Origin of the sequence: Vibrio sp. MMH1-50 (genome assembly GCF_022347645.1) — a bacterium.
GTDB classification, from domain to species: domain Bacteria; phylum Pseudomonadota; class Gammaproteobacteria; order Enterobacterales; family Vibrionaceae; genus Vibrio; species Vibrio harveyi.
Genome location: NZ_JAKRGG010000003.1, coordinates 83605 through 107792, shown reverse-complemented (window position 1 = coordinate 107792; position 24188 = coordinate 83605). Strand labels below are relative to the sequence as shown.

Below are 24188 nucleotides of genomic sequence, written 5' to 3'. Positions count from 1 at the left end.
AGTGCGCTATGGAAAGCCAATTCCCACTTTTTCTTGTGCTGTTATTTTTGTCTGTTTTCTTTATTAGCCAAGCGTTAATACTTCCGTCTGCGGGTAAAAAAGTAAAACATAAACAACTAATTAAACGGATTCACGATAGCCACAAGCACATTGATGAAGAAAGTATCTCGTTACTTAGAGAGAACTCGCTGAAGCACCTTTCTCCGTTAGAGCGTTGGTTAGTGAATTTTAGTCTCTTCGATGGTTTGAAGAAAAAGCTCGAATTAGCGGGCATTTCGATGGGCTTTACACGCTTCTTATTTTTGTCTTTTCTTGCAGGTGTCGCCGTTGGTCTGGTTATCTTCTTGTTTGGTCAGGTCTGGTACATGTGTGTTGGCGTCACCATTGCGTGCTGGGTTGCTATCTACTTTTATCTTCAAAAAATGATTGCCGATAGGTTGATGAAATTTGAGGAACAACTGCCAGAGGCACTGGATATCATCAAACGTGTATTGCAGGCGGGTCAACCCATTACCCAAGCGTTTGGTGAGGTAGGGAGAGAAATGAGTACACCGCTTGGACCTGAGTTCCTTAATACGTTCAACCTCTTAAACTATGGCTATGACTTGAGGCTAGCCATAATGCAAATGTCAGAGCGTACCCCCACTGTATCAATGCTGGCGTTCTCGAGTGCGGTGCTATTGCAAAAAGAAACCGGCGGTAATTTGGTTGAGAACATTGAGAAGCTTTCTCAAATCTTACGTGCTCGTTTCAAACTGGCGCGAAAAATCAAAACCATTTCTGCGGAATCTCGAATGTCTGCCTGGGTGCTTGTACTCGCGCCATTTGGGCTCTACGTCATCATTTCACTTGTACGTCCTGAATACATTGAATTGCTTCATACCACGCCTATGGGAGTCAAGATGGTCGTGGGGGGCATGGTGTCTTTGTTTGTTGGTACCTTGTGGATTCGAAAAATCGTCAACATTGAGGTGTAACTATGGATATAGAAAATATTCAAGGATGGTTGAGTGACCTCGCTGTAAATCAAGAGACTCTGTTATTTGCATTGATCTTGATTACGACGGTATTGGTGGTGGTGACTGTTGGCTCGATTATTATTGGTGTCAATTCGCCGATCAAGAGAAAACTTGCTGAGCTGTCTGGTGATAAGAGAGAGGCTACCCCCACAAACAGCAAAGTAGCAGACACGCTTGAGTCATTGGCTCCACTGACTTCTCCAACTAGCGAAAAAGAACGTCAAACAACACGTAATAAACTGATGCATGCGGGTTTTCACCAAAGTAATTCGCTGTCGATGTTCTACGCCATTAAGTCAGTGACCACCATCTTTGGAGTGATGGTCGCAGTGCTCGTTTACTTAACCATTCCAGAATCTAAATATCTCTACACCTTGATGGCATTGGCGGTGTTTGTCGGACTTGTCATTCCAGACTTTATTCTTCGCCGCATGATCAATAGTCGCCAAAAGGCCATTCGTGCTGGGGTGCCAGATATGTTGGATTTGCTGGTGGTGTGTACAGAGTCTGGTCTCGGCTTTAATGCCGCGTTACGCCGTGTTGCAGATGAGCTGGTCATTTCTCACCCTGAGTTGGCTGACGAGGTAGATACTGTATGTAACAAAATTCAGGCCGGTAAGCCAATGCCTGAAGCACTTCGTGAACTGGTTTATAGAACAGGGTTAGATGAGTTGATGGGGCTGGTGAGTATGCTCAGTCACGCATCAAGAATTGGGGGGAGCCTAGTCAACTCCTTACGCGAATACACCGAAGATTATAGGGATAAGCGCCAACAAGCAGCGGAAGAGGTAGCTGCCAAAATCCCAGTGAAAATGATGTTTCCAATGGTGCTGTTTATTTGGCCATGTTTTTTTATTGTGGCGATAGGTCCGGCGCTGATTTCACTGGCTGAAGCATTTAAATAAGAGCAGAAAAGGGATTTGTTATGTGGATTAAGAGATTTGCCATTATTTCGTTGTTATTGCTTACAGCATGTTCAACAACCGATACATCATCGGATTTTGACTCGGAACTCTACTCCGGTAAGCCAGTTGAATCGCTGACCAATGATGAGCCACCGAAAACAGAAGAAGAAGCGATTTCCCGCGGTGATATCGCTTTGAGTAATAAAAATGCGGACCTAGCGCTGTACGAGTACATTCGCTCTTTGTCCTTCCCCAATGCGCAACACAAAGACAAAACACTGTACACCGTTGGGCGTATCCACCTCGCACGTAATAACTTAGAGCTTGCGGATAAATCCTTCCGTGCTTCGCTTGCTGAAAACCCAGACAACGTAGGCTCGCTACAAGAGCTTGGCGCGATGTACACCAAACGTGGTGATCGAGAGGCAGGTAAAAGCTATTACTTAAGAGCGCTCAATGCTGATCAAATCCGTTTAGGTGGTGATCCAAACATCACCAAAGACAACATTTCTAAAGAGAGCATTGCCACCTACCGTTATGATGATAAATCACCCGTTGGTGCTTATTCCGGGCTGGGTGTCTTGTACGATATTCGAGGGGACCACGATTTAGCTCAGACTCTATTTCGAAAAGCGTTGGATGTTGATTCACGAAACGTCAATGCATTGGTGAGTTTAGGTTACTCCTATTACATGGAAAAAGAGTATTCAAAAGCGACACACTTTACGAAAGCCGCTTTGGGGCTGCAACCAAGTAATGAAAAAGCGATAAACAACCTAGGGTTAATTGCGATTGCAAAAGATCAACCACGACAGGCACTCAACATCTTTAGTCGTCATATGACTGAACCTGAAGCGTTAAATAACGTTGGTTATTTCCTAATCCTCAATGGTAAGCCGGATGAAGCCATCCCTTACTTACAACAAGCCATTGATAAAAATCCTGCTTATTATGATTTAGCCAATAAAAACTTAGAGCGTGCACTTTCTATGGTCAGAGAGCAAAAAGACACCTCTACGGCATTCCTTCAATAAAGCAATAGTTCGGTAAAGCCACGCCCTAGTAAGCGTGGCTTTTTTTATGTCGACAGGCTTATCAAGCGAACAGTCGAGGAAAGCGATGGATAAACGCTCCTACGGCTTTCCAAAGCAATATAGTAAGGATTGTGGCAAGGTATCCATCAATCGCATAATGCCAAGCCAAATGAACGGAACCTATTTGAATTAACAGCGCAAATACGTAAGCCACATAACCTGCCACTTTATTGATTTGATAGATGCTCAGAGCCAGTAATACTGCAATGGATACGTGCATACTCGGCATTGCGGAAATGCCTGAGCCAATGCCATTTGATTGTTCAATATAGTCATTCCATAGGTGATCTTGCGTGGCAAGCGCCCACAACTGACCCACTTGGATGTCTTGTAGATATTGGCTTTGTTCCTGTAGCGTCCGCATCAATGGCGAAAAGTAGGTGTTGTCCATTAAAGGTTCAACGTAGCAGGGACCTGCTGAGGACAACAACGTGGCAAGCACGAAGCCAATCACCATCCATGACAACACAAATGTCAGAAAAAACTGCTGCCGAAGTAGCGGTTGCTTTTTGTAGATCAGAAAGAAGATCAACATTCCCCACATAAAGAAAAACCATGCGTTGTAAGCCGTGTTGATAACCAGCGACGCCCACGGACCCGGCAATATTGTGTGGGTGATAACCCAAGGATCGATGCCAAAGTGCAGGAAGCGATCAATATCGATAAATGCGCTGTCGAGGGAGAACGGGTGAAGTATCGGGATCAGTGACTTTAAGAACGTGTGGTTAGAAAACACAATGGTAAGAACCAATAACAGTGCAATGACAGACAGCGTTCTGGTAAGAGGAAAAAACATCCGTCTAAGTTTATTGAGAAATTGTTTAGCAGGATGAGGCTCTTTACGAAAAATGAGAGAGAAGTAGTAATAAGTGCACCATGCTAAGAAGGTGACATAGCTTGCTAGCCCAATGGTTTCGAAATAAGTGGTGAGTGAATAACGAATCGGTGAATCAAGATACAGAGAGCACGAAAAAATGAGGAATGTTGTTGAAGCACAATAGAAGTAGAGAATTTTGTCTTTGAGCAAGTTTGCTTTCAGTTCGCTAAGCCAAAGAGAAACTTTCTGTTGCCAGTTAAGTTGCAGGTCATAGTTATTGTTTTGCGCCATAGATGGTCCATCATCCTGATTTTTCCCACATTCTATAAGCGTAGTTGAGAAAACGAGCACTCGTGTTTGAGTGCCCGTTGTTTATTGCTTGATTAAGTCTGTGCCACTCTCTACATCATGCCGGTCACAATGCCTGCTGCGACAAAGAATACGATCATCCAAAGTACAGATAGATTGAGCTTTTTATGGAGGTAGAAACCGGCAATGACTAATGCGATATCAATCGGAGCAATCACAGCACTAGTGAATACTGGTTGGTAAAGTGCCGCTAAGAGTAAACCAACTACTGAGGCATTCACGCCATTAATTGCGCCAGATACCGCAGGTTTGCCAGCTAGAGCTTGCCAGTTTTTCAGCACGCCAAGTAACAGCAAAAAGCCCGGAAGAAAGACACCCAGTGTTGCAACTAGCGCCCCTAGAATTGGTGTATCCGATAGCTCATAGCCAATGTAAGTTGCGAAGGTAAACATCGGTCCAGGTACAGCTTGTGCTGCTGCGTAGCCCGTTAGGAACGCATCTTGGCTGAGCTGATCGCCAACAATATTTTGCAGCAATGGAAGAACCACGTGACCACCACCAAACACTAAACTGCCGGCTTGGAAGAAGTCGCTAAATAACCCCAGCATCGGTAGCGTGTGAGCCACCAAAGGTAAGCCAAGGAGAAGTAAGGCAAACAGAGCGAGTGGAGCGATAGTTGGTTTAAACGGCTCTGCTGGTGTGGTCGATTCTTTCTTTAGATATTGAGTACCAATCAAGCCTGCCACTATTAAGACCAACATTTGTGTCATGATGCTAGGTGCAACCAATAACGCTATTGCGGTTGCTACACACAATCCTGCTGTTAGTTTGCTTTGGCAGAAGTTTTTGTACATTCCCCATGTCGCATCAGCGACCACCACAACAGCCAGTAACTTCAAGCCGTGTACGATGTTTTGGAACAGTGCTGTATCCGTGATTTGGCTGCTCACCATTGCAAGTGCCAACATGATGATCACCGAAGGCAGCGTGAATCCAAGAAACGCCATACAAGCGCCGCCCAGACCTCCGCGTTTGTAACCCAATGCAAAGCCAACTTGGCTTGACCCCGGTCCCGGTAAAAATTGGCTCAACGCCACGATTTGTGCGTATTCGCTATCATCAATCCACTTGAGTTTTTCTACGAACGTTTGGCGGAAGTAACCGATGTGTGCAGCAGGACCACCGAAACTGATCCAACCGAGCCAAAAAAAGGTTTTAAAAATGGTAAACATATTGAGCCTGTTAAATCTCCAATAACACTCCAGTTACTGTATGAAATGTACTAAGATGACTCAAATTAATAGTTTTAATTTCATCTATGAATGAAATGGGATTGGGTGATTTGTGAAAGATGATATTCAGTGGCGTAACATCGATTTGAATCTGTTGGTGACCTTCTCTTATCTGTATCGCTATCGCAGTGTGAGTTTGGCTGCCGAGAAGAGTTTTGTCAGTCAGTCCGCCATGAGCCACAGCTTATCGCGTTTGCGTGTGCTGTTTGATGACCCTCTGTTTGAGCGTAAAGGACATAAAATGGATCCGACTGAGCACGCGCATCATATCGCGCCAACAGTGCATCATTTATTGGATTCCATTGCCAAAGACTTGCTGACGAAGTCCGAGTTTCAGCCAGAAAACTACACTGGCGTGTGTCGCATTGGTCTTACCGATTACGCTGAATTCATCTTCGCCCCTCTGCTTTATGATGAAATCCGCAAGCGCGCGCCAGAAGCGCAAATCAGCTTTATCAATGTTAACCGTAGCAACTATGTCGCTATTACTGAACACGACAAGCTCGATGTCATTCTTGGTAGCATGCCCGTACTCGATGACAATTTTGATAGCCAATATCTCTACACTGAAAAGCATGTGTGCCTATGCGATAAGCAGGTTTTAAACGGTGAAACTGAATTATCGATTAAAGCATTTGCCAATATTGAACAAGCCTTGGTGAGTCCGGATGGCAGTTTAAGTACCCAGGTAGACAAAAAACTCGCGGAACATGGTTTAAGCCGCAAGGTAACAGTAGCTTCACGTAACTTCTTGACGATCCGTAATCTGCTTAAACAACGTAATTTGATTGCCATTGTGCCGGAAAAAATGGCATCAGCAGAAGGCTTTTCAGATGGCTTAGTGTCTGTGTTGCCGCCGATTGCGGTTGCCGATTTTGATATTGCTATGCTGTGGCACACCAGTCGTAACAATGAAGACAAAGGGATGTGGCTACGTCAGCTGGTGGCAGATATCGTTACTTCAACGCACTCTCGATGAACCTAGCATTTCGAGGTTACTTGGGTATAAAAAAGGGCACCGATGGGTGCCCTTGGTCTGACGAATGTGGTCAGGTGCAATCAAGCGTTATGTGTAAGGCTTACATTGCTTGAGTTGCTGGCGCTGCTTCTTTTGCGCGCTCTTCTTGGTCGAGTGATTTTTCGTATTGGCTGTACTTCCACCAAGCAAAACCAAGGAAAATCACAATGCCACCAACGTTGTAGAAAATAATCGTCATGATGTCTGCGCCAGTTGGGAAGGTTGACGCTAGGAAGCCCACAGTAAAGATAACGATAAGCACAGAAACCGCAGCGATACCTGTCATACGAGAGCCCATTTTGAAATCACGTTCTAGATGGTCCAGTTTTAGGCGTAGGTTTAGGTAAGCCAACATGATAAACAGTGGTGGCAACATTGAAGCTGCAGCCGTCATGTTGATGACCGTGTTCATCAGATCTTGCGCTGTGTTTGAGCCCAAAGTCGGGATGATCATCAGTGGAATAACGATAAGGAATTGGTACCAAGCAGCACGAGCAGGCACGCCGTTTTCATTTAGCTCTACGGTTTTCTTACCAAAGATACCTTCTGGAATTTCAGAGAAGAAAATTTTCACTGGTGTCGCAGTCCACATTAGTAGAGAGCCGAACATCGCGGTAAACGACACCAAGCCGACAAAGCGGTTCATCAATATTTCAGGCAAGCCGAAGTGCGCCGCTAAACCTTCAAATACTTGTACAGAACCACCCGTGTATTTAAGTGTTTCGCTAGGTACGAACACGTTAATCAGCACTGAAGCGACACAGTAAAGTACGCCGATGAAGATACCTGCAACGATGATCACTTTAACAAAAGACTTTGAGCCGCCTTTCACGTCGTTTACGTAAACCGCCACCGATTCAGCACCGCCTGCAGCCATAAAGATCCAAGTGGTAATGCCGAGGAATGCCCAGCTAAAGTCTGGCACCATAGCTTCTACTGTGATTGGGTCAGCAGGTTGAACGCCACCGACTAATGCAGCGCCAGCAAGCAGGATGTATGACATAGTCAGTAGCAGCATCAAAGAAGAAGTGACTGAGGTAATTGGACCCAACATCTTCGCGCCGTTGGTTGATACGTAAGTTGCGAACGCAAACAGAATCATACTCAGTGCTGTTGTGGTGAGTGGGGTCAGAATGTATTCATAACCAAGGAACGCGTATGACGCATAAGCAATAACGCGTGGCAGCAATGACGTGAAGAAAAATAGGTTAACAAACCAGTAGGTGTAGGCAGAGATAAACGCCCAACGTCCACCAAGTGAGCTTTTTACCCATGCATATACACCGGCTTCCGAGTCTTTGTTTAACGATACAAACTCTGCGATGATCAAACAGAAAGGAATAAAGTAAAAAATGGTTGCCAAGAAGAACATTGGCGCTGAAGCAAGACCGATCTCAATGTTGTTATTAATTACGTTGTTGAAGCTAAAGACCGCGGCAAAGGTAAGGGACAACAACCCGAATTTGCCTATCGTATTACGTTTGGATTCAGACATTTTCTATCTCCGATGAATCACGTTGGAATTGTAGGGAGGAAGGGCTTGCATTGCTGTGAGCGCAGCCCTTCTCTTGTTCTTTGCTTTTGTTATTTATTTAAGAAGTAGCCATCTTCGATAGTGACTTTCAGCACGACCTTTCTAACGCGGTTATCACCGTGGAAGCGGTAGGCTTTGGTGTTATCGAAAATTGCTACTTGGCCCTCACAAAGCTCACGAGTATCCCCTTGACCGGAAAGGAACTCGCGGTCCGTTTCATCTTGGTAAGCTTGCTCAGGTTGTAGGTTTTTCTTGTCAGCGAACTCCACCGTTTCGCGACCTTCAAGGTAGTAATGCACGTCGAAGTAGCGGCGGTTGCCTTCAAACATTTCAGTTTGTTTTGTGCCGTCTTGAATCATGTAAACCAAGGAGTCTCCGATGGAATACATCACGCCATCTTTAAGGTTTACGGTGTTCTCAATTGCCTCGACACAGCGCTGCCATTTACGCCCATTGCGGTACACGACTTTGAATTGGTCTAAGTTGTCTAACACGATCATGGATTACGCCTCGTTTGCTGTTTGAGTATTGGATTGAGTGAAGAACGCATTGTCGAAATCATGGTTTGCCATGGCTTGTGCACTGCAATCGCCAACTTGAAGCGGTATCAGCGTTAAGCCATAACGGAATTCATCCATGTACACGCGGTATGAGTCGAGCACTTCGCTTCCCCACGAGTTTGAGCCTAGTCCCATCACTTGATGGTCAAGGTTGAGCGTGATGTAGCCGCTCTTTTCTAGCTCAATGGTGTGTTGCGCTTCGTGCAGGTTTTGGTTGGTGTAGAACCACGCGCTGAAGTTGATTTCTTGTTGTGGTTTCACCAACAACCCCGTCCCGTGACGATTCGTTAGTGATGCCCAACGAACGTGTTGGCGGTTACCGTTGTTTTGTGGGAACGGGTAGTTCTCAAACATGTCGGCTACCGTGCTGTGGTAAACATCAATCAAGTTGGCTTGGCGGCTGTCTTGGTAGTTTTCTTCAGGACCGCGACCGTAGTAACTGACTTGGTCAAAGCTGCCGTTGATGCCCAAATCCAAACCAATCACAGGGATAACATGCGAGTAATCGCCGTAGCGCTCGCCACTCAGTTCCACATTCAAATGCCCTTGTGCGTTGATTTGGTAGCGGTAGGTACAGCGCATGCCAAAATCGAACACCGGCGGTGCAATGATGCTGGTGGTCGTGATCGAAACCGAACCATCGGTTGCTTCGACTTGCAGCGTGCGGAAGTGCTCTTGCATGATTTGCAAGTGTGCTGGGTGCCACAAACCTTCGTACTCTTGTTTGTGGTTATCAATCATTGGCTTGAAGAAGTTCAGTCTAGGCTCAGATTGAATCAGCTCTTCACCATTGACGAGCCATGAGGTCAGCTTGCCGTTGACTTTAGAGAAAATCAGCGTGAAGTTGTGGCCTTCAATCACGTGTTCCAAGCGGCTTTCTGTTGTTACTAACGCTTGCGCATTGTGGTTAACAAACTCGGCTTCACTTGCTGTGTTTTCTTTTAGCTGGAACTGGTAGCTCGCGATGTCGTGGTTTGCTTCGCTGTACAGAGTTCGACTGTCTTTACGCACGGTGAAGTTAATAAAGGCTTCACGCTCGTCCAGTTCAGGCAAATTAATCGTGATTTCACGTGTGCTGTTTGCTGCAAGCTCTTCGACCTTAAACTGCACGCTGCGCAGCGTTTCACCTTCCGCTCGGATATCTGCAGTGATGGTGTAATCATTCAGGTTGGTGAACCACAATTTGTTCTCTATGGTAAAGCGGTCTTTTGTGCCTTCCACCGCGTGAATTTTCACTGGTGCGATAACTTGTTTATATTCTTTTAAGCCTGGTCCCGGCGTTTGATCTGGGTAAATCAAACCATCCATACAGAAGTTGTAGTTGTTTGGATAATCGCCGTAGTCACCGCCGTACTTGTAGAACTCTTGACCATTTTCATCGCGCGCTAATACGCCATGGTCACACCATTCCCAAACGTAGTGACCTTGAATGTGGTCATGCTTGTAGAACACGTTTTGGTATTCCGTCAGACCGCCAGGTCCGTTACCCATCGCGTGTGCGTATTCGCAGATGATGCGAGGTTTGTCGTGCGGGTGTTCACCAAAGTGGTTCATGAGCTGAGCACGTGAGTACATGGTTGAGATGACGTCAACAACCTCCGCATCGCGGTCTTCTTCGTAGTGCACTAAGCGAGTGTTATCAATCGCCTTAGTTGCGCTGTACATAGCGCGGATATTGCAGCCGTAACCAGACTCATTACCCAGTGACCACATGATGATCGAAGGGTGGTTCTTTTGAGCATGAACATGGCGCTCTGCGCGATCGACAAACACACTTTCCCATGCTGCATCGTTGGTGATGCGGCTGAGATCGCCAACGTTAGCGAAGCCGTGGGTTTCTACGTCGGTTTCTGCCATTACGAACAAGCCGTAAATGTCACACAGCTCGTAGAAGCGTGGGTCGTTAGGGTAGTGCGCGGTGCGAACTGAGTTGATGTTGTGTTGTTTCATCAAGATCAGGTCTTTCTCGATGCGATCCATGCCAACAGCGCGACCTTTTAGGTGGTCATTATCATGACGGTTTACACCGTGCAGCATCACGTATTGGTTGTTGATGTAGAACAGACCATCACGCACTTTAATGTCTCGGAAGCCAACACGTTGCGGAATCACTTCGACAATATTGCCTTGTGCGTCTTTTAGTGTAATGAACAGTTGGTAAAGGTATGGATTTTCCGCTGTCCAATGGGTTGGGTTCACCACATCAATGGCAAAGCTTGCTTGGCTGTTGTCCTGAATAGTCAGTGAATCACATTGACCGCTTGCAACCACAGTGCTTTTATCTTGAAGGGCATATTCCAGCGTGTAACCAGACGTAACCGTAGTCGATAGGTTTTCTAGTTCAACTTGGCAGCTTAAGGTGGCACTTTGGTAATCGTCGGCGAAATCAGTACGAACAGTCAGATCTTGGACGTGAACGTGCTCTTTTCCGACAAGGTACACATCGCGGAATATACCCGCCGTCCACCACATGTCTTGGTCTTCAATGTAAGTCGAATCTGCCCACTGCATCACACGTACAGACAGTAAGTTTTCACCTTGTTGTACATAAGAAGAGATGTCGAACTCTGCGGTCAATCGACTGCCTTTGCTAAAGCCAACGTAATGACCGTTTACGTAAACTTCGAAGTAGGTTTCAACGCCATCAAATTTGATGATGGTTTGTTTGTCGTTCCAGTTTTCACCCAGAGTGAACGTGCGTTGGTAAGCACCTGTCGGGTTATCTGTCGGAACAAAAGGCACATCGATAGGGAATGGGAAGCCTTCATCTGTGTATTGAAGGTCGCCATGACCTTCCATTTGCCACATGTTTGGAACGGTAATTTGTCCCCATTCTTCCATTTTTTGCGAGTAAAACTCTTCTGGCACCAAGAGAGGATTGGTGAAGTAGTTGAATGTCCATTGACCACTTAGCAGTTTGAAGCGACTGCTCAGTTCTCGTTGGAATGTTTGTGCGTTTTTAATTGAATCGTAAGAGAAGAAGTAAGCACGTGGTGCCATACGATTCTCATGCAGGTGAAGGAAGTTTTCCCAATTGTTCACGTTTGTTCTCCCCTCGGCTTAGTTTGGTAGCAGGCAAAGGAGGAGTCCAATGCTTGAAGCTATCCAAAAGAAATGCAGCCGATGTCATTTGAAAAAGAGTGATGAATTATCTAGGAAAAGATATTAGTAAAAGTTTTACTAAAATAAATTAGTGAAAACGTTTAACTTTAACTTGGTCACGTTTTATTGGACGATCATTGAACAAGATGTGATCAGGATAAAGGAATGGCATCCCAAGCCGATTTCTTAGGTAAAGTGGATAAAAAATAGCTAGATTTAAAGAGGGGATAATAAAAAAGCACTGAATATTCAGTGCTTTATAAATTTGACAATGTGAAGGGAATTACTGAGTGGTGCCGCGGAGTTTTAATTTGCTCGGCACATGCACTTGTAGAGGCAGTGCGCGACCGTCGCGGTATTTTTCTACTAATAAATTTACCCCTTGAATACCCATCATCTCAGAATGAATGCGCACAGTTGAGAGTGGTGGGAAGGTAAATCGGGCGGTTGGAATGTCATTGACGCTGATTAGGGCAATGTCTTGTGGAATGTTCAAACCGAATTCATGAATCGCGCGTAAAACACCAATTGCAATTGAGTCTGAAGCGATAAAGAGCGCTTTAGGAAAATCGCCTTTTGCTAACATGGCTTTTGCTAAATCGTAACCAGATAAGCTAGAGAAGTCGCCGCGATAAATATCGTCTTCTGACACCACGCCTTTTAAGCTGCCGTATTCTACAAATGCATTTTCACGAATGTCTGCAGTGTTTGGTTCATCTTGACCACCAATAAAACCAATCCGTTCGTAGCCTTGTTCAACAAAGAAGTCGACCACTTGTTTACTGATTCGCGCAAGATCGATATCAACACAGTCGTATGTGCTATCGCTGTCAGAGAAGTCGATGTAGCAAATGCTGTCAGTAAGACGTTTAGGCAATTTACGAATCACGGCGCTGTCAGTTTTACCGACCAGAAGGATTCCGGTGATCTTTTGCGTTTCTACATCGATGATGCTGTCGTAGCAATTGGTTAGCGTAATGCCCAATTTGTCACACTGGGTTTCAATCCCGTGACGAATCGACAAGTAATAAGGGTCATTCACCTCGGCTTCTTGCTTGTAGTTATACAAGGCTAAGAAGTGGTGTTTTTGTCTTGCCTCTTTGGTGGCTTTTTTGGAACTGCTGGTGCGGTATTCCAGCTTTTCTGCGATTTCTAAGATGCGGTGTTTGGTTTCTTCTTTTACGCTCAAAGTCGGATCATCATTTAACACGCGCGATACGGTCGCGAGTGAGACGCCAGCTTCAGTAGCGATATCTTTTAGTGTTGCCATGTGCACTTCCCGTAGGCAAAGCTCACTGTCCCAGTGAGAAAAGCAATAATCCCACCATTGTAAACAGCTACTTATGGATGCACAAACTTTTAGTAAAACTGTGCGATCGGGGAAGTGAAGTTATCTGCCGGAAGAATACGTTAAGCACTCGTTGCTCTATCGTATTTGATGGTATTAAGGTCTGAGAAGAAGCGAACAAAGGCACCATAACAGTGCCTTTTCTTTGGTTACTGGTTATTTATTCGCGTTGATGACTAAAGTTTGTAGTGGCTGCAGGGTTATAACTACTGGGTCGGTGTAGTGAGATGGAATTGTGTTGTTTTCACCGTAAGCCATTTTTAGCTTGAACTGCCCATTTGCGCCTGTAGGCAATTCAAAATCACGATTGAGATCCAAGTAATATTTTTGTGGTTTATCCGATGGGTTACGCAACGAAATTACGGCTTTGTTTTCATTCCATGACGCAAAACCATACACCGCTAAGTTAGTTGGATTGCCACCAATCCAATGTGAATCCACTAAAACATCGGCGTTCTCTCTTGCCCATTTAGCTGCTTTTGCAAGGGTGTCCCATTTAGTTGAATTGAGCATATCTGGCGTAATATACATTTCTTGTAGTTGTGTGCCAGTTGCAAAATATGACCATACTTGATCGGCAAAATCTTGATCGGATTGTACTTTCTCAAGTCCATAATAAGCGTTTTTGGCGCTGACAATACCGTGAAGCATTATCGAACTCATCGGGAATAATGGACCTTTACGGACAATCGAACGATATGTTTCAGCGTCTCGGTAAGTGACCCACTGTTGTGTTGGAGAGCCATCACCATAAAGGTTGATATCATCACCTTGGCGCCAAATTGAGTCAGCGAAGAATAACCATGATGGGCTTGCGTTGGTCCCGGTCGTTAGGTTGATAAATACCTTATCGTTGGCCTTGTGCATGTTCTCGATCAACTGAACTGACGCATCAAAATCGGAAGCAAATTGACTGCCTTTTAAGTGAGATGTTGCGTTGCCCATTCCATCAAGTTTAAACGACGAAATATGCTCGTTTTTAATCAGATTGGTGATTTTGTCATTGAAGTTTTTGAAGTACACCGGACCTGAGAGAGCAAACTTACCATCCACCGTTTCGAAACCATTTTCTTTTGCATGTGAAACGCGAATGTCACGTGGCTTGTTATAGCCTCCCCAAGGGGAAAGCCACAAACCTACACTAGTATTCATTGAATCGGCTAGCTCTTTTACGCTCCCAAACCCATCAGCAAATGCTGAGCCAAAATCCCAGTTTCCTGTTAAGTCATCCCAGCCGTCATCAAGTAAGAACCCATCAAGAACTACGCCGCGTTTTTCCACCAACTCATGATAAATCTCTTTCATTCGTCCTTTAATGTCACTTTCTGTATAAGGAGTGAAAAAGCCAATATCCATCCATGAATTGTAATGTAAATATGGTTTGTAGGGACGTGGTCGCATTGCTTCAATGAACTTGTTGAAGTCGCGTCTTAATTGACTGACTTCGCTAAACGTACCGATATAAGTTGTATATTTTAATGGGGCGTTTGTGCTTATTGGAGTGACAATATCAATATTGAGGTTGGTTTTCGTTTCGTAAGCATAGGTATTTACAATCGGTTTACGCGGTAGCATGAAGAACGTATCCGCGATAATTGGTGAGCTGTTAATGCTACCGTCAACATAAGGCGCTTGCGTTTGTTTTTTGGTTGGCAAGAAAGTGATTTTTTTGATCTTGCGATCGTTACCAACAGCTTTGATTTTGTAATCAACACTCACATATCGTTGTTTGATTACGTTCAAAGTGACATCCACTTCAAAATCATTGCGAACAAAAGTGAGATTGATGCTGTCACCATCTTTCTTGTACTTTTCCAACTTAAAATCTTTGGTATGAAGTGTTGTTTCATTCGGTAGAGTAATGAAGAAAAGTTCAGTTGGGGTGATTTGTTCATCCGTATTATTGTTGATCAATGACACGACACCTGAGTTATTATCAAATGTTATTGCCATTGCATCATTGGCTATTTCCATTGAGTACGCATTCCCTATGTAAGCTGCCGAGACTATAACCGCCAACCCACTAGCTTTCAAAGTCTTGTAGTTCATCGATTTTCCCTTACTGATTATTTATTGCTCTTACATTTGAAATCACCATCCCTGTTTTCGTTGAGCTTGCTGTCACAAATCTTCTGCTTTTCCAATTTGCGCAAATTGTCTTTCGATTTAAAAAGAGTGAAATCCAAAAACTTTATTTTCTTAGTGATGAGGGGTGAGCTATTGATGATTTCGTTTTAGCAAACGAAAGGGTGGTTATTGATAGTGATGTTCTTCTCGTTGTTATTCGCTTCTGATTTATCTCACATTTTTTGTATTTTATAGAATTTAGGTGGGTGGGGTTGTGCTGGAAAACAAACAAAAGCCCAAGTGGCTAGGACATCCACTCAGGCTTTGTTTATTGGGTGTTGTTCTGGCGTATTTAAGACTTCACCTTATTGCTGTCGTCTTTGTCGTGATGGACAAGCAAGTGATCAAACACATTTCGAATGAACGGCGCGCCCACTTTAGAGCCACCATTACCGTGCTCGATAACCACGGTCGCCACGTATTTGGGTTTATCGTATGGTGCAAACGCGGTAAACAATGCGTGGTCGAGTAGGTGGTTTGCGAGTTTTTTGGAGTTGTAGACTTCGTCTTTGCGCAGGCCAAATACCTGCGCAGTCCCTGACTTACCGCCACTGCTGTACTCTGCGCCTCTAAATGCACGGCGACCAGAACCATGAGCCCCATTATTTACCAAACGCATGGCGTTGATTGGAATATCCCAGAACTTCTCTGGTACTCCTTCGATAGAAGGCAGCGCTTTTGGTTTAACATCGACTTGGTTTTCGAAGTCTTCCCCATGTTCAATCACGGCTTTGAGAAGGTGTGGCGCTTTCATTTCGCCATGATTAATGAGGAATGATGTTGCTTTGGCTATCTGCATTGGTGTTGCTGTCCAATAACCTTGCCCAATACCGATAGGCACCGTATCACCTTGATACCAAGGGGTGCGATGACGTGCGATTTTCCATTCTCGTGTCGGCATGTTTGCGCTGCTTTCTTCGTAAATATCGATGCCCGTTGGCAAGCCAAAGCCAAATTTATTCATCCATTTCGAAATGCGGTCAATCCCAAGGTCAAATGCGGTCTGATAAAAGAAGGAATCAACCGATTCTTCAATTGCCTTGGTGACATCCACGTTGCCGTGACCCCAACGTTTCCAATCTCGCCATGCTTTTGAATTTGGTTTAGAGCCAGGAATACGCCAGAGGCCGTGATCGTTGCGCACGGTACTTGGTGTGATGACGTGTTCTTCAAGCCCAGCGACAGCCATAAAAGGTTTTACCGTAGAAGCAGGAGGGTAAACGCCAAGCGTTGTACGGTTCACAAGTGGGTGAGCTGGATCATTGAGTAAGGCACGGTAGGCTTTGCTAGAGATGCCGTTAACAAAAGGGTTTGGGTCATAACTCGGACTTGATGCCATAGCTAATACGCTATTGTCGCGTGGATCGAGCACGACTGCGCTGCCTTGGCGATGGTTGAGTTGTTTGTAGACATACTCTTGTAGCTCAATATCCAGATTCAATACGATGTCTTTTCCGGGAACTGGCGGCACATATTTGATCGTACGAATCACGCGACCGCGACTGTTTACCTCTACTTCCTCGTAGCCTTTGGTGCCGTGGAGGATGTCTTCGTAATAACGTTCAACACCTAACTTGCCGATGTTTTGCGTTGCCTGATAATTCTGTGCTTTGCCTTCTTCATCCAGTCGATGCAAGTCTCGATCGTTGATGTGAGAAACGTAACCCAAAACATGGGTCAGTTCTTCGCCGTAAGGGTAGTAACGTTTGAGATCTGCGGTAACAAAGACGCCGTTAAACTCGTGCTGATGAACAGAAAAGCGCGCCACTTGCTTGTCATTCAGTTCGTTCATGATCGTGACAGAACGAAAGCGGCGAGTGTGCTTGTAACGCTTTTTAAAGGATTCAACTTGATCTGGGGTGATATCAATATAGTGACGCAGTTTTTCAATTAATGCATCTGGATCGCCCGCCTGTTCTGGGATCATATCTAAGTTATAAACAGGACGGTTCTCAGCCAACAAAACGCCATTTCGGTCATATATAAGACCACGGGTAGGGGCTATTGGCAGGATCTTGATTCGGTTGTCGTTCGAGCGAGTTTGGTAATCTTTGAAGTGATTAACCTGCAAGTTATAAAGGTTAGCAACCAGTCCTCCCAACAAAATAACCATGCCGATAAAAGCAACGATGGCGCGGTTTTTAAACAGTCTTACTTCCTGATTGTGGTCTCGGAATTCGTTTCGCTTGCGTAGCATGGATGCCCTTTAGGTTTGGTCTTTGTGCTCAATGTGCCCCAATAAAAGAAAAGACATGGATTTTAGTCTTGTTACAAATGGTTACATTTGGGGCGGGGCTACTGTAACGAGCTTTGCACCTTGTTTTGTAAGAGCAATGTCAGGGATCTAAAGCGAAGCCTGATCTTTCTTGCGTTGCGCGTCACCTTTTAATGTTGCTGTGAAGATGTAAACGTTTATACATCTTGTCTAGGATTTTTTCGTTTTGATTCCTTAAATGAATAAATTTGCTTTAATCTTATTGAGTTTTATGTGTTGTGTAATTTTGTGGAAACGTTTACACAAGTTTGAGTTTGATCACGGATCTGGATCGGTTTTGGTTGGTAGACTTTTAACCAGTTAAGCGATCAGCGAATTTGCTTGGTTAATAGGCTCAAATCGTTACCAAGCATGAGCAGCAACAATGGGGAAGCAAAAGTGAAAGTTCTTATCACAGGCGGTATGGGGTACATCGGTAGCCACACATGCGTACAGATGATTGAAGCAAGTATGGAGCCAATCATTGTCGATAACTTGTGTAACGCCAAAGTAGAAGTGCTTAGTCGTATTGAAGCGCTGACAGGTAAACAACCCGTCTTCCATCAAGGTGATATTCGTGATGAAGCCTTTTTAGACTCGGTTTTTGCTGAGCATGATATCCAAGCCGTGATTCACTTCGCTGGTCTAAAAGCCGTTGGAGAATCCGTTGCGAAGCCGTTGGAGTACTACGATAACAACGTGAATGGCTCGCTCGTTTTGGCACGCAGTATGCGCAAAGCTGGGGTGAAAAGCATTGTCTTCAGTTCATCCGCGACGGTGTACGGCGACCCTGACATTGTACCTATTACAGAAGACTCGCCAACGGGCGCAACCACCAACCCATACGGTCGTAGCAAGTACATGGTGGAAGAGTGCTTAAGTGATCTGTTCAACGCAGAAAACGATTGGAGCATTACTTTACTGCGCTATTTCAACCCAGTGGGTGCACATCCATCCGGCACCATGGGTGAGGACCCTCAAGGTATTCCAAACAACCTCATGCCGTTCATTGCACAAGTCGCAGTCGGTCGCCGTGAAAAACTGTCGGTATTCGGCAATGACTACCCAACACCAGATGGCACGGGCGTTCGTGATTACATCCACGTGATGGACTTAGCGGACGGTCATATCGCAGCGCTGAAATCGCTCGGTGATAAAGCTGGTTTGCACATTTACAACTTAGGTACGGGAAAGGGCTCTAGCGTGCTTGATATGGTGGAAGCGTTCGCGTTGGCTTGCGGTAAGCCAGTGCCTTACGAGCTGTGTCCTCGCCGTCCTGGTGACATTGCAGAATGTTGGGCAAGTACTGAAAAAGCAGAGCGAGCTCTTGGCTGGAAAGCGACTCGCAGCGTTACTGAAATGACGGCGGACACGTGGAAATGGCAGTCAAATAACCCGCAAGGCTATTCCCCTGCGTAATTGATGCTGCAGCGCTGTCGCCTGCACTTTCCAATTCCAATCACATAGAAAACCTATGCTCATGGATATTGGAAAGCTTACCGCCTAGCAGCAACTCCAATTTCATTGGGGAATGCTGATGAAAGAAATTTTAAAAGTTGAGTAAGTAAGATGTCGAATGTTGAATTTAACCCAGTGGATCACCCACATCGTCGCTACAACCCACTAACGGGTCAGTGGATTTTAGTGTCACCGCATCGTGCAAAACGCCCTTGGAGTGGTGCCGATGAGAAACCGTCTATCGATCAACTGCCTAGTTACGATGAGAAGTGTTTCCTATGTCCTACGAACGAGCGCATTTCTGGAGATGTAAACCCAGATTACCAAGGCACCTACGTGTTTAAGAATGACTTTGCTGCGTTGATGGTGGATTCTCCAGATGCACCTGAGTCAGACAGCCCTTTGTTCAAGACTCAAGGCGTACGCGGGTTGAGCCGAGTGATTTGCTTCTCTCCCGATCACAGCAAAACGCTACCGGAACTACCAGTCGACAAAATTCGTGGCGTGATTGACACCTGGAATGAGCAAATCGAAGAGCTTGGCAAAGACTACGTGTGGGTGCAAGCATTTGAGAACAAAGGCGAAGCGATGGGATGTTCTCAACCTCATCCACACGGTCAAATCTGGGCGAATAGCTTCTTACCAAATGAAATTGAGCGTAAAGAGCACAACTTAAAAGCGTACTACCAAGAACATGGCAGTAACTTGCTGGTGGATTACGTGCAAGCTGAACTCAAAGATGGCTCACGTACTGTGGTTGAGACTGAGCACTGGATTGCTGTTGTCCCTTACTGGGCTGCGTGGCCATTCGAAACCATGCTACTTCCTAAAACGCACATTCGTCGAATGAGTGAGCTAACCGATGAGCAACGTGATGACCTTGCGGTTGCAATCAAAAAGCTAACCAGCCGTTACGACAACCTATTCCAATGTTCTTTCCCTTACTCAATGGGTTGGCATTACGCGCCATTCTTTGAAGAAGGTACTGATATCGATCATTGGCAACTGCACGCCTTGTTCTACCCGCCGCTACTGCGTAGCGCAACAGTGCGTAAGTTCATGGTGGGTTATGAAATGTTGGCAGAAAACCAACGCGACTTAACCGCAGAGCAAGCAGCACAGCGCCTACGTGACCTAAGCGATGTGCATTACAAAGAACAGTAACTAGGGTCTGTTGATCTTTCGCGGTTAAATTTTGTTCGAAAGGTCAACAGACCTTAAAGATAAATACGAAAGATGTCATTCCGTACAGCGAGGAACGAGCGTGATACGGAATCTACCATCAGAGTGCGCTGAACGTAGATTCCGGATGCTCGCTAGGGCTCGCCCGGAATGACAAATGTTAGACAATCAAATATGTCGTTTCTGATTGCGAGATATGAAAGCTGTCGAGAATTCACACAAAAATTTTATGCTGAGATTTTACTATGTCTGATTTAATCCAAAACGTTAAAACCTCTTTTGAACAAGTGCTGGGTTACGCTCCAAGCCACATTATTCAAGCACCTGGTCGTGTCAACCTGATTGGTGAACACACTGATTACAACGATGGTTTTGTATTGCCATGTGCGATCAACTACCAAACGGTTGTAGCAGCAGCAAAACGTGAAGACAACCTAGTGCGCGTGGTATCTGTGGACTACGGCAACGCAGTTGATGAGTTCGATATCACTCAAGAGATTACTTTCCAACAAGACAAAATGTGGGCCAACTACATTCGCGGTGTGGTGAAGTATCTTCTCGCACGCGGTTACCAATTTTCTGGTGCGGATATCTCAGTGAGCGGCAACGTGCCTCAAGGGGCGGGCTTGAGCTCATCGGCAGCATTGGAAGTGGTGATTGGTCAAACGTTTAAAGTGCTGTTCAATCTAGAAATCAGCCAAGCGGAAATTGCACTGAACGGTCAGCAAGCAGAGAACGAATTTGTCGGCTGTAACTGCGGCATCATGGACCAAATGATTTCGGCAGAAGGTCGTGAAAATCACGCGATGTTATTGGACTGCCGTAGCCTAGAAACCGAAGCAGTATCGATGCCAGAAGACATGGCAGTGGTGATCATCAACTCGAACAAAAAACGTGGCTTGGTAGACAGCGAATACAACACTCGTCGTGAGCAATGTGAAGAAGCGGCGCGCATCTTCGGCGTAAAAGCACTCCGTGATGTGAGCATTGAGCAGTTTAACGAGAAAGTGTCTGAGCTGGATGAAATGGTGGCAAAACGTGCTCGCCACGTGATCACAGAAAACGATCGCACGGTCGAAGCCGCACAAGCTCTTCGCGCACACGACATGAAGCGCATGGGTGAATTGATGGCAGAGTCTCATGCTTCAATGCGTGATGATTTCGAAATCACAGTAAAAGAAATCGATACATTGGTTGAGATGGTGAAAGAGGTCATCGGTGAGCAAGGCGGTGTACGCATGACTGGCGGAGGCTTTGGCGGTTGTATTGTCGCTCTTGTACCGCCTGCATTAGTGGATGACGTGAAAGCAACCGTTGAAGCTAAATACCAAGCAGCAACAGGGTTGAAAGAATCTATCTACGTGTGCCAAGCGAAAAATGGCGCTAGCTTAGTCGAAGTGCTTTAAGCGCACCGCAGCTTTAGTAGGAGCGAGATATGACCGAACCATTAACCATCACGATGACACAGCAGGCTGCTTTTGATGGTGAGCCTGCTAAGGTGGTCGAACTGAAAAATAACACAGGCATGAGCGTTTCCTTTATGGATATTGGCGCGACATGGCTGAGTTGTCGTTTACCTTTGGCGAATGGGGAGTTGCGCGAGGTGCTTCTCGGAGTGGGGACGATGGGGAGTTTCATGCATCAACAGTGTTATATGGGTGTCACTGTTGGTCGCTACGCAAACCGCATCGCCAATGGGCTTTTTGAGGTTAATGGCGAAGCATTTCAAGTCTCCACTAACCAAGCGGGAAACTGCTTACACGGTGGTGAGGAAGGGTTTGATAAGCGTCGCTGGAACATTGAGTCTCAGTCCGAACAGCAAGTGACGTTTTCTTTGTTGTCTGAAGATGGTGATCAAGGTTTTCCGGGGAACCTCGAAGTCCACGTGACGTATACCCTGACTGATGACAACCAAGTGAGCATTGCGTATTTCGCAAAGACAGACAAAGCAACACCAGTGAACTTAACCAACCACGCTTACTTTAATTTGCTTGGAGCGGAAGCCGATTTGGATTGCCGTTCTCACCGTTTAACCATCGCAGCAGATCAATATCTACCAACTAATGACGTCGGTATTCCTTTGGGGGCATTGCAAGATGTGAAAGGAACAGGCTTTGATTTTAGAAATGAAAAGCCAGTATTGGAGCATTTCTTACAAGACGAGCAGCAGATTGCAGCGAAAGGTTATGATCACAGCTATCTATTTGATGCTCATCGCGACGTTTCAAAACCCGTTGCGCGGGTGGTTTCTCCGGATGGAAAAGTGCATATGTCTGTCGTGACCAATAAGCCTGCCATGCAATTGTATACGGGGAACTGGTTAGCGGGTGCACCAAACCGTCGCGGTGGGAAATACCTAGACTACGCGGGCTTGGCGTTAGAAACTCAGTTTTTGCCAGATTCACCGAACCATGCTGAGTGGGGGCAACCAAGTTGTATTCTTGAACCTGAGCAAGCGTATCGATTCAGTACCACGTTTCAGTTTGCTTTTTAGTTAAGGTATTGATTTTTAGCCTTTTGGGTTGCCATGAGCTTTTTGCCTACAGTAGGTCAAAAGCTTAGTTGAACTAAAAACAAAAAAGCTCTGGTACTTCTGTAGCAGAGCTTTTTTATTTCGTATTTTAGATTGGGTGCAGAGTTAGAGGCGGTCAACCGAGTTGCGACGAACTAAGGTTGGGCTGAAGATGATCGTGTCTTCTTCCACTTGTTCATCTCGTGATAATGCCAACGCTAGTCGAGCAGCGCGTTCTGCCATCATTTCAATTGGGTAACGAATTGTCGTCAAACTTGGATTGACGAAGCGAGCAATTAAACCATCGTCAAAACCGACCATAGAGACTTTCTCTGGTACGCTGATTCCGTTTTGATCTAATACGGCAAGTGCCCCGGCTGCCATGTAATCGTTGTAAGCCACGACACCGGTGATTTCGAGTGATTTCGTCAGTAAGTTGGTCATTGCTATTTCACCACCATCACTGTTTGGTTCACCATATTCAACGTAACTTTTCGACAGTTCAATCTTGTGGTCTTTCAGCGCCGCTTGGTAACCTTGCAAGCGCTCATCGGTATCTTCAATGTCATGTGAAGAAGCGATACAAGCTATCTTGGTATGCCCATGACGAAGTAAATATTCTGTCGCGAGGTACGCACCTTTACGGTTATCGAGAGAGATACAACGCTCTGCTAACTCAGGAATGTGGCGGTTGATCAATACCATCCCTTTTACTTCTTTGGCATAGCCAATCAATTCTTCATCTGATAAGCCTTTAGAGTGGATCACAATCGCCTCACAGCGGCTATTAATCAGCAGCTCTAACGCTTGTCGTTCATCTTCTGGATTGTGATAACCATTGCCAATTAGAATGTGTTTACCATTTTCTCTTGCGACGTTATCAACCGATTTGACCATGGTGCCAAAGAAGGGGTCTGAGACATCACTCACCAGCACGCCCATCGTATTGGTACTTTGACTGACGAGTGCTCGTGCTGCCGCGTTAGGGCGATAGCCAAGTTTGCTCATCGCTTTAGTCACTGCATCGATAGAAGTTTGGCTTGCCTTGGGTGATTTGTTGATCACACGAGAAACGGTAGCGACTGATACACCCGCTTCTTTCGCGACATCCTTGATTGTTGCCATGAGGAACCTTTCGTTGGCTAAAAACGTTAACCGGAGTATTAAACACCCATTGTGTAATAAGTGCAATTTTAACAGGTGGTTGCTTTCTAAATTGCGATCTTTACCTCTTGTAATTATTAATCTTACTGATAGTGTAAACGTTATCTTTTTAGTAAAATTTACTTGGGTTTTAATTAATGGAAACGATCGCTTACTCAGACTTTGCAAAGTTAGAAATTCGCACTGGAAAAATCATCGAGGTGGCGCGCCACGAGAATGCAGATAAGCTGTACATTGTGCAGATCGATGTTGGTGAGAAAACCCTGCAAACGGTAACGAGCCTTGTACCGTACTACACAGAAGAAGAGTTAATGGGTAAACAAGTGGTAGTGCTGTGTAATCTAGCAAAAGCTAAGATGCGTGGTGAAACCTCTGAGTGTATGCTGCTGTGCGCTGAAACTGACGATGAGTCGGAAAGCGTATTACTGACACCGGAACGCGCAATGCCATCAGGCGTGCGAATTGTTTAAGCTGTAAGTTAAATTTATTTATA

The 24188-nt window shown here is 45.4% G+C and carries 18 protein-coding genes; 9 read left to right on the top strand and 9 right to left on the bottom strand.

What is annotated here, in order from left to right; genetic code table 11:
* Positions 1 to 8: 8 nt before the first annotated feature.
* The 3 genes from MHO32_RS03825 to MHO32_RS03815 are packed head-to-tail and all read left to right on the top strand — an operon-like array spanning position 9 to position 2958.
* A complete protein-coding gene (locus tag MHO32_RS03825; RefSeq protein ID WP_239210679.1) occupies positions 9 to 977 on the top strand; it encodes a type II secretion system F family protein in 969 nt (322 codons plus the stop codon).
* Positions 978 to 979: 2 nt separating this feature from the next.
* Positions 980 to 1924, top strand: a complete 945-nt coding sequence (locus MHO32_RS03820) for a type II secretion system F family protein (protein WP_239210678.1) — start codon at positions 980 to 982, stop codon at positions 1922 to 1924.
* A gap of 20 nt (positions 1925 to 1944) precedes the next feature.
* Complete coding sequence (locus tag MHO32_RS03815; RefSeq protein WP_017189178.1) at positions 1945 to 2958, top strand: tetratricopeptide repeat protein; 1014 nt, start codon at positions 1945 to 1947, stop codon at positions 2956 to 2958.
* A gap of 61 nt (positions 2959 to 3019) precedes the next feature.
* Here MHO32_RS03815 and MHO32_RS03810 read toward each other — a convergent pair whose 3' ends face one another.
* Positions 3020 to 4126: a phosphatase PAP2 family protein gene (locus MHO32_RS03810; protein ID WP_005449076.1), complete on the bottom strand. Its 1107-nt coding sequence runs from the start codon at positions 4124 to 4126 to the stop codon at positions 3020 to 3022.
* 110 nt (positions 4127 to 4236) lie between these two features.
* The gene (gene chrA / locus MHO32_RS03805; RefSeq protein WP_239210677.1) at positions 4237 to 5376 is read right to left on the bottom strand and encodes a chromate efflux transporter; all 1140 of its coding nucleotides are present in this window, start codon (positions 5374 to 5376) and stop codon (positions 4237 to 4239) included.
* Between the two features lie 112 nt (positions 5377 to 5488).
* Between chrA and MHO32_RS03800 the strand changes: the two genes are divergently transcribed.
* Positions 5489 to 6415, top strand: coding sequence for a LysR family transcriptional regulator (locus MHO32_RS03800; RefSeq protein ID WP_239210676.1), 927 nt, complete (start codon positions 5489 to 5491; stop codon positions 6413 to 6415).
* 100 nt (positions 6416 to 6515) lie between these two features.
* On the opposite strand, the gene MHO32_RS03795 is transcribed toward MHO32_RS03800, so the two are convergent.
* From MHO32_RS03795 to mrdA, 6 genes are all read right to left on the bottom strand, one after another.
* Positions 6516 to 7949, bottom strand: a complete 1434-nt coding sequence (locus tag MHO32_RS03795) for an amino acid permease (protein WP_005449069.1) — start codon at positions 7947 to 7949, stop codon at positions 6516 to 6518.
* Between the two features lie 89 nt (positions 7950 to 8038).
* Entirely contained in the window at positions 8039 to 8488 is a 450-nt protein-coding gene (locus tag MHO32_RS03790; RefSeq protein WP_009698695.1) for a beta-galactosidase subunit beta, read from the bottom strand.
* A 3-nt stretch (positions 8489 to 8491) separates the two neighbouring features.
* Positions 8492 to 11590, bottom strand: a complete 3099-nt coding sequence (ebgA, locus tag MHO32_RS03785; RefSeq protein WP_239210675.1) for a beta-galactosidase subunit alpha — start codon at positions 11588 to 11590, stop codon at positions 8492 to 8494.
* A gap of 343 nt (positions 11591 to 11933) precedes the next feature.
* Entirely contained in the window at positions 11934 to 12920 is a 987-nt protein-coding gene (gene ebgR, locus MHO32_RS03780; RefSeq protein ID WP_005449063.1) for a transcriptional regulator EbgR, read from the bottom strand.
* 234 nt (positions 12921 to 13154) lie between these two features.
* Positions 13155 to 15047, bottom strand: a complete 1893-nt coding sequence (locus tag MHO32_RS03775) for an enterotoxin (protein WP_017817716.1) — start codon at positions 15045 to 15047, stop codon at positions 13155 to 13157.
* 370 nt (positions 15048 to 15417) lie between these two features.
* The gene (gene mrdA, locus MHO32_RS03770) at positions 15418 to 17322 is read right to left on the bottom strand and encodes a penicillin-binding protein 2 (protein WP_050908448.1); all 1905 of its coding nucleotides are present in this window, start codon (positions 17320 to 17322) and stop codon (positions 15418 to 15420) included.
* Positions 17323 to 17778: 456 nt separating this feature from the next.
* Between mrdA and galE the strand changes: the two genes are divergently transcribed.
* The 4 genes from galE (at position 17779) to galM (ending at position 22513) form a co-directional block, all read left to right on the top strand.
* The gene (gene galE, locus MHO32_RS03765; RefSeq protein ID WP_239210723.1) at positions 17779 to 18798 is read left to right on the top strand and encodes a UDP-glucose 4-epimerase GalE; all 1020 of its coding nucleotides are present in this window, start codon (positions 17779 to 17781) and stop codon (positions 18796 to 18798) included.
* A gap of 150 nt (positions 18799 to 18948) precedes the next feature.
* A complete protein-coding gene (locus tag MHO32_RS03760) occupies positions 18949 to 20001 on the top strand; it encodes a UDP-glucose--hexose-1-phosphate uridylyltransferase (protein WP_005449058.1) in 1053 nt (350 codons plus the stop codon).
* A gap of 263 nt (positions 20002 to 20264) precedes the next feature.
* Positions 20265 to 21425 (top strand): galactokinase, encoded by a 1161-nt coding sequence (gene galK / locus MHO32_RS03755; protein ID WP_038898357.1) that lies wholly within the window; start codon positions 20265 to 20267, stop codon positions 21423 to 21425.
* Between the two features lie 29 nt (positions 21426 to 21454).
* The gene (gene galM / locus MHO32_RS03750; RefSeq protein WP_239210674.1) at positions 21455 to 22513 is read left to right on the top strand and encodes a galactose-1-epimerase; all 1059 of its coding nucleotides are present in this window, start codon (positions 21455 to 21457) and stop codon (positions 22511 to 22513) included.
* A gap of 144 nt (positions 22514 to 22657) precedes the next feature.
* On the opposite strand, the gene MHO32_RS03745 is transcribed toward galM, so the two are convergent.
* Positions 22658 to 23656 carry a substrate-binding domain-containing protein gene (locus tag MHO32_RS03745; protein ID WP_009698687.1) on the bottom strand — a complete coding sequence of 333 codons (999 nt, stop codon included), beginning with the start codon at positions 23654 to 23656 and terminating at the stop codon, positions 22658 to 22660.
* A 176-nt stretch (positions 23657 to 23832) separates the two neighbouring features.
* Between MHO32_RS03745 and MHO32_RS03740 the strand changes: the two genes are divergently transcribed.
* Positions 23833 to 24165, top strand: a complete 333-nt coding sequence (locus MHO32_RS03740; RefSeq protein ID WP_009698684.1) for a tRNA-binding protein — start codon at positions 23833 to 23835, stop codon at positions 24163 to 24165.
* Positions 24166 to 24188 lie beyond the last annotated feature (23 nt).

What these genes read in the sequence shown, in the direction of transcription:
- MHO32_RS03825 (WP_239210679.1), top strand. Translation starts at nt 9, where the DNA reads ATGGAAAGCCAATTCCCACTTTTTCTTGTGCTGTTATTTTTGTCTGTT.
- MHO32_RS03820 (WP_239210678.1), top strand. Translation starts at nt 980, where the DNA reads ATGGATATAGAAAATATTCAAGGATGGTTGAGTGACCTCGCTGTAAAT.
- MHO32_RS03815 (WP_017189178.1), top strand. Translation starts at nt 1,945, where the DNA reads ATGTGGATTAAGAGATTTGCCATTATTTCGTTGTTATTGCTTACAGCA.
- MHO32_RS03810 (WP_005449076.1), bottom strand. Translation starts at nt 4,126, where the DNA reads ATGGCGCAAAACAATAACTATGACCTGCAACTTAACTGGCAACAGAAA.
- chrA (WP_239210677.1), bottom strand. Translation starts at nt 5,376, where the DNA reads ATGTTTACCATTTTTAAAACCTTTTTTTGGCTCGGTTGGATCAGTTTC.
- MHO32_RS03795 (WP_005449069.1), bottom strand. Translation starts at nt 7,949, where the DNA reads ATGTCTGAATCCAAACGTAATACGATAGGCAAATTCGGGTTGTTGTCC.
- MHO32_RS03790 (WP_009698695.1), bottom strand. Translation starts at nt 8,488, where the DNA reads ATGATCGTGTTAGACAACTTAGACCAATTCAAAGTCGTGTACCGCAAT.
- ebgR (WP_005449063.1), bottom strand. Translation starts at nt 12,920, where the DNA reads ATGGCAACACTAAAAGATATCGCTACTGAAGCTGGCGTCTCACTCGCG.
- MHO32_RS03775 (WP_017817716.1), bottom strand. Translation starts at nt 15,047, where the DNA reads ATGAACTACAAGACTTTGAAAGCTAGTGGGTTGGCGGTTATAGTCTCG.
- mrdA (WP_050908448.1), bottom strand. Translation starts at nt 17,322, where the DNA reads ATGCTACGCAAGCGAAACGAATTCCGAGACCACAATCAGGAAGTAAGA.
- MHO32_RS03760 (WP_005449058.1), top strand. Translation starts at nt 18,949, where the DNA reads ATGTCGAATGTTGAATTTAACCCAGTGGATCACCCACATCGTCGCTAC.
- galK (WP_038898357.1), top strand. Translation starts at nt 20,265, where the DNA reads ATGTCTGATTTAATCCAAAACGTTAAAACCTCTTTTGAACAAGTGCTG.
- galM (WP_239210674.1), top strand. Translation starts at nt 21,455, where the DNA reads ATGACCGAACCATTAACCATCACGATGACACAGCAGGCTGCTTTTGAT.
- MHO32_RS03745 (WP_009698687.1), bottom strand. Translation starts at nt 23,656, where the DNA reads ATGGCAACAATCAAGGATGTCGCGAAAGAAGCGGGTGTATCAGTCGCT.
- MHO32_RS03740 (WP_009698684.1), top strand. Translation starts at nt 23,833, where the DNA reads ATGGAAACGATCGCTTACTCAGACTTTGCAAAGTTAGAAATTCGCACT.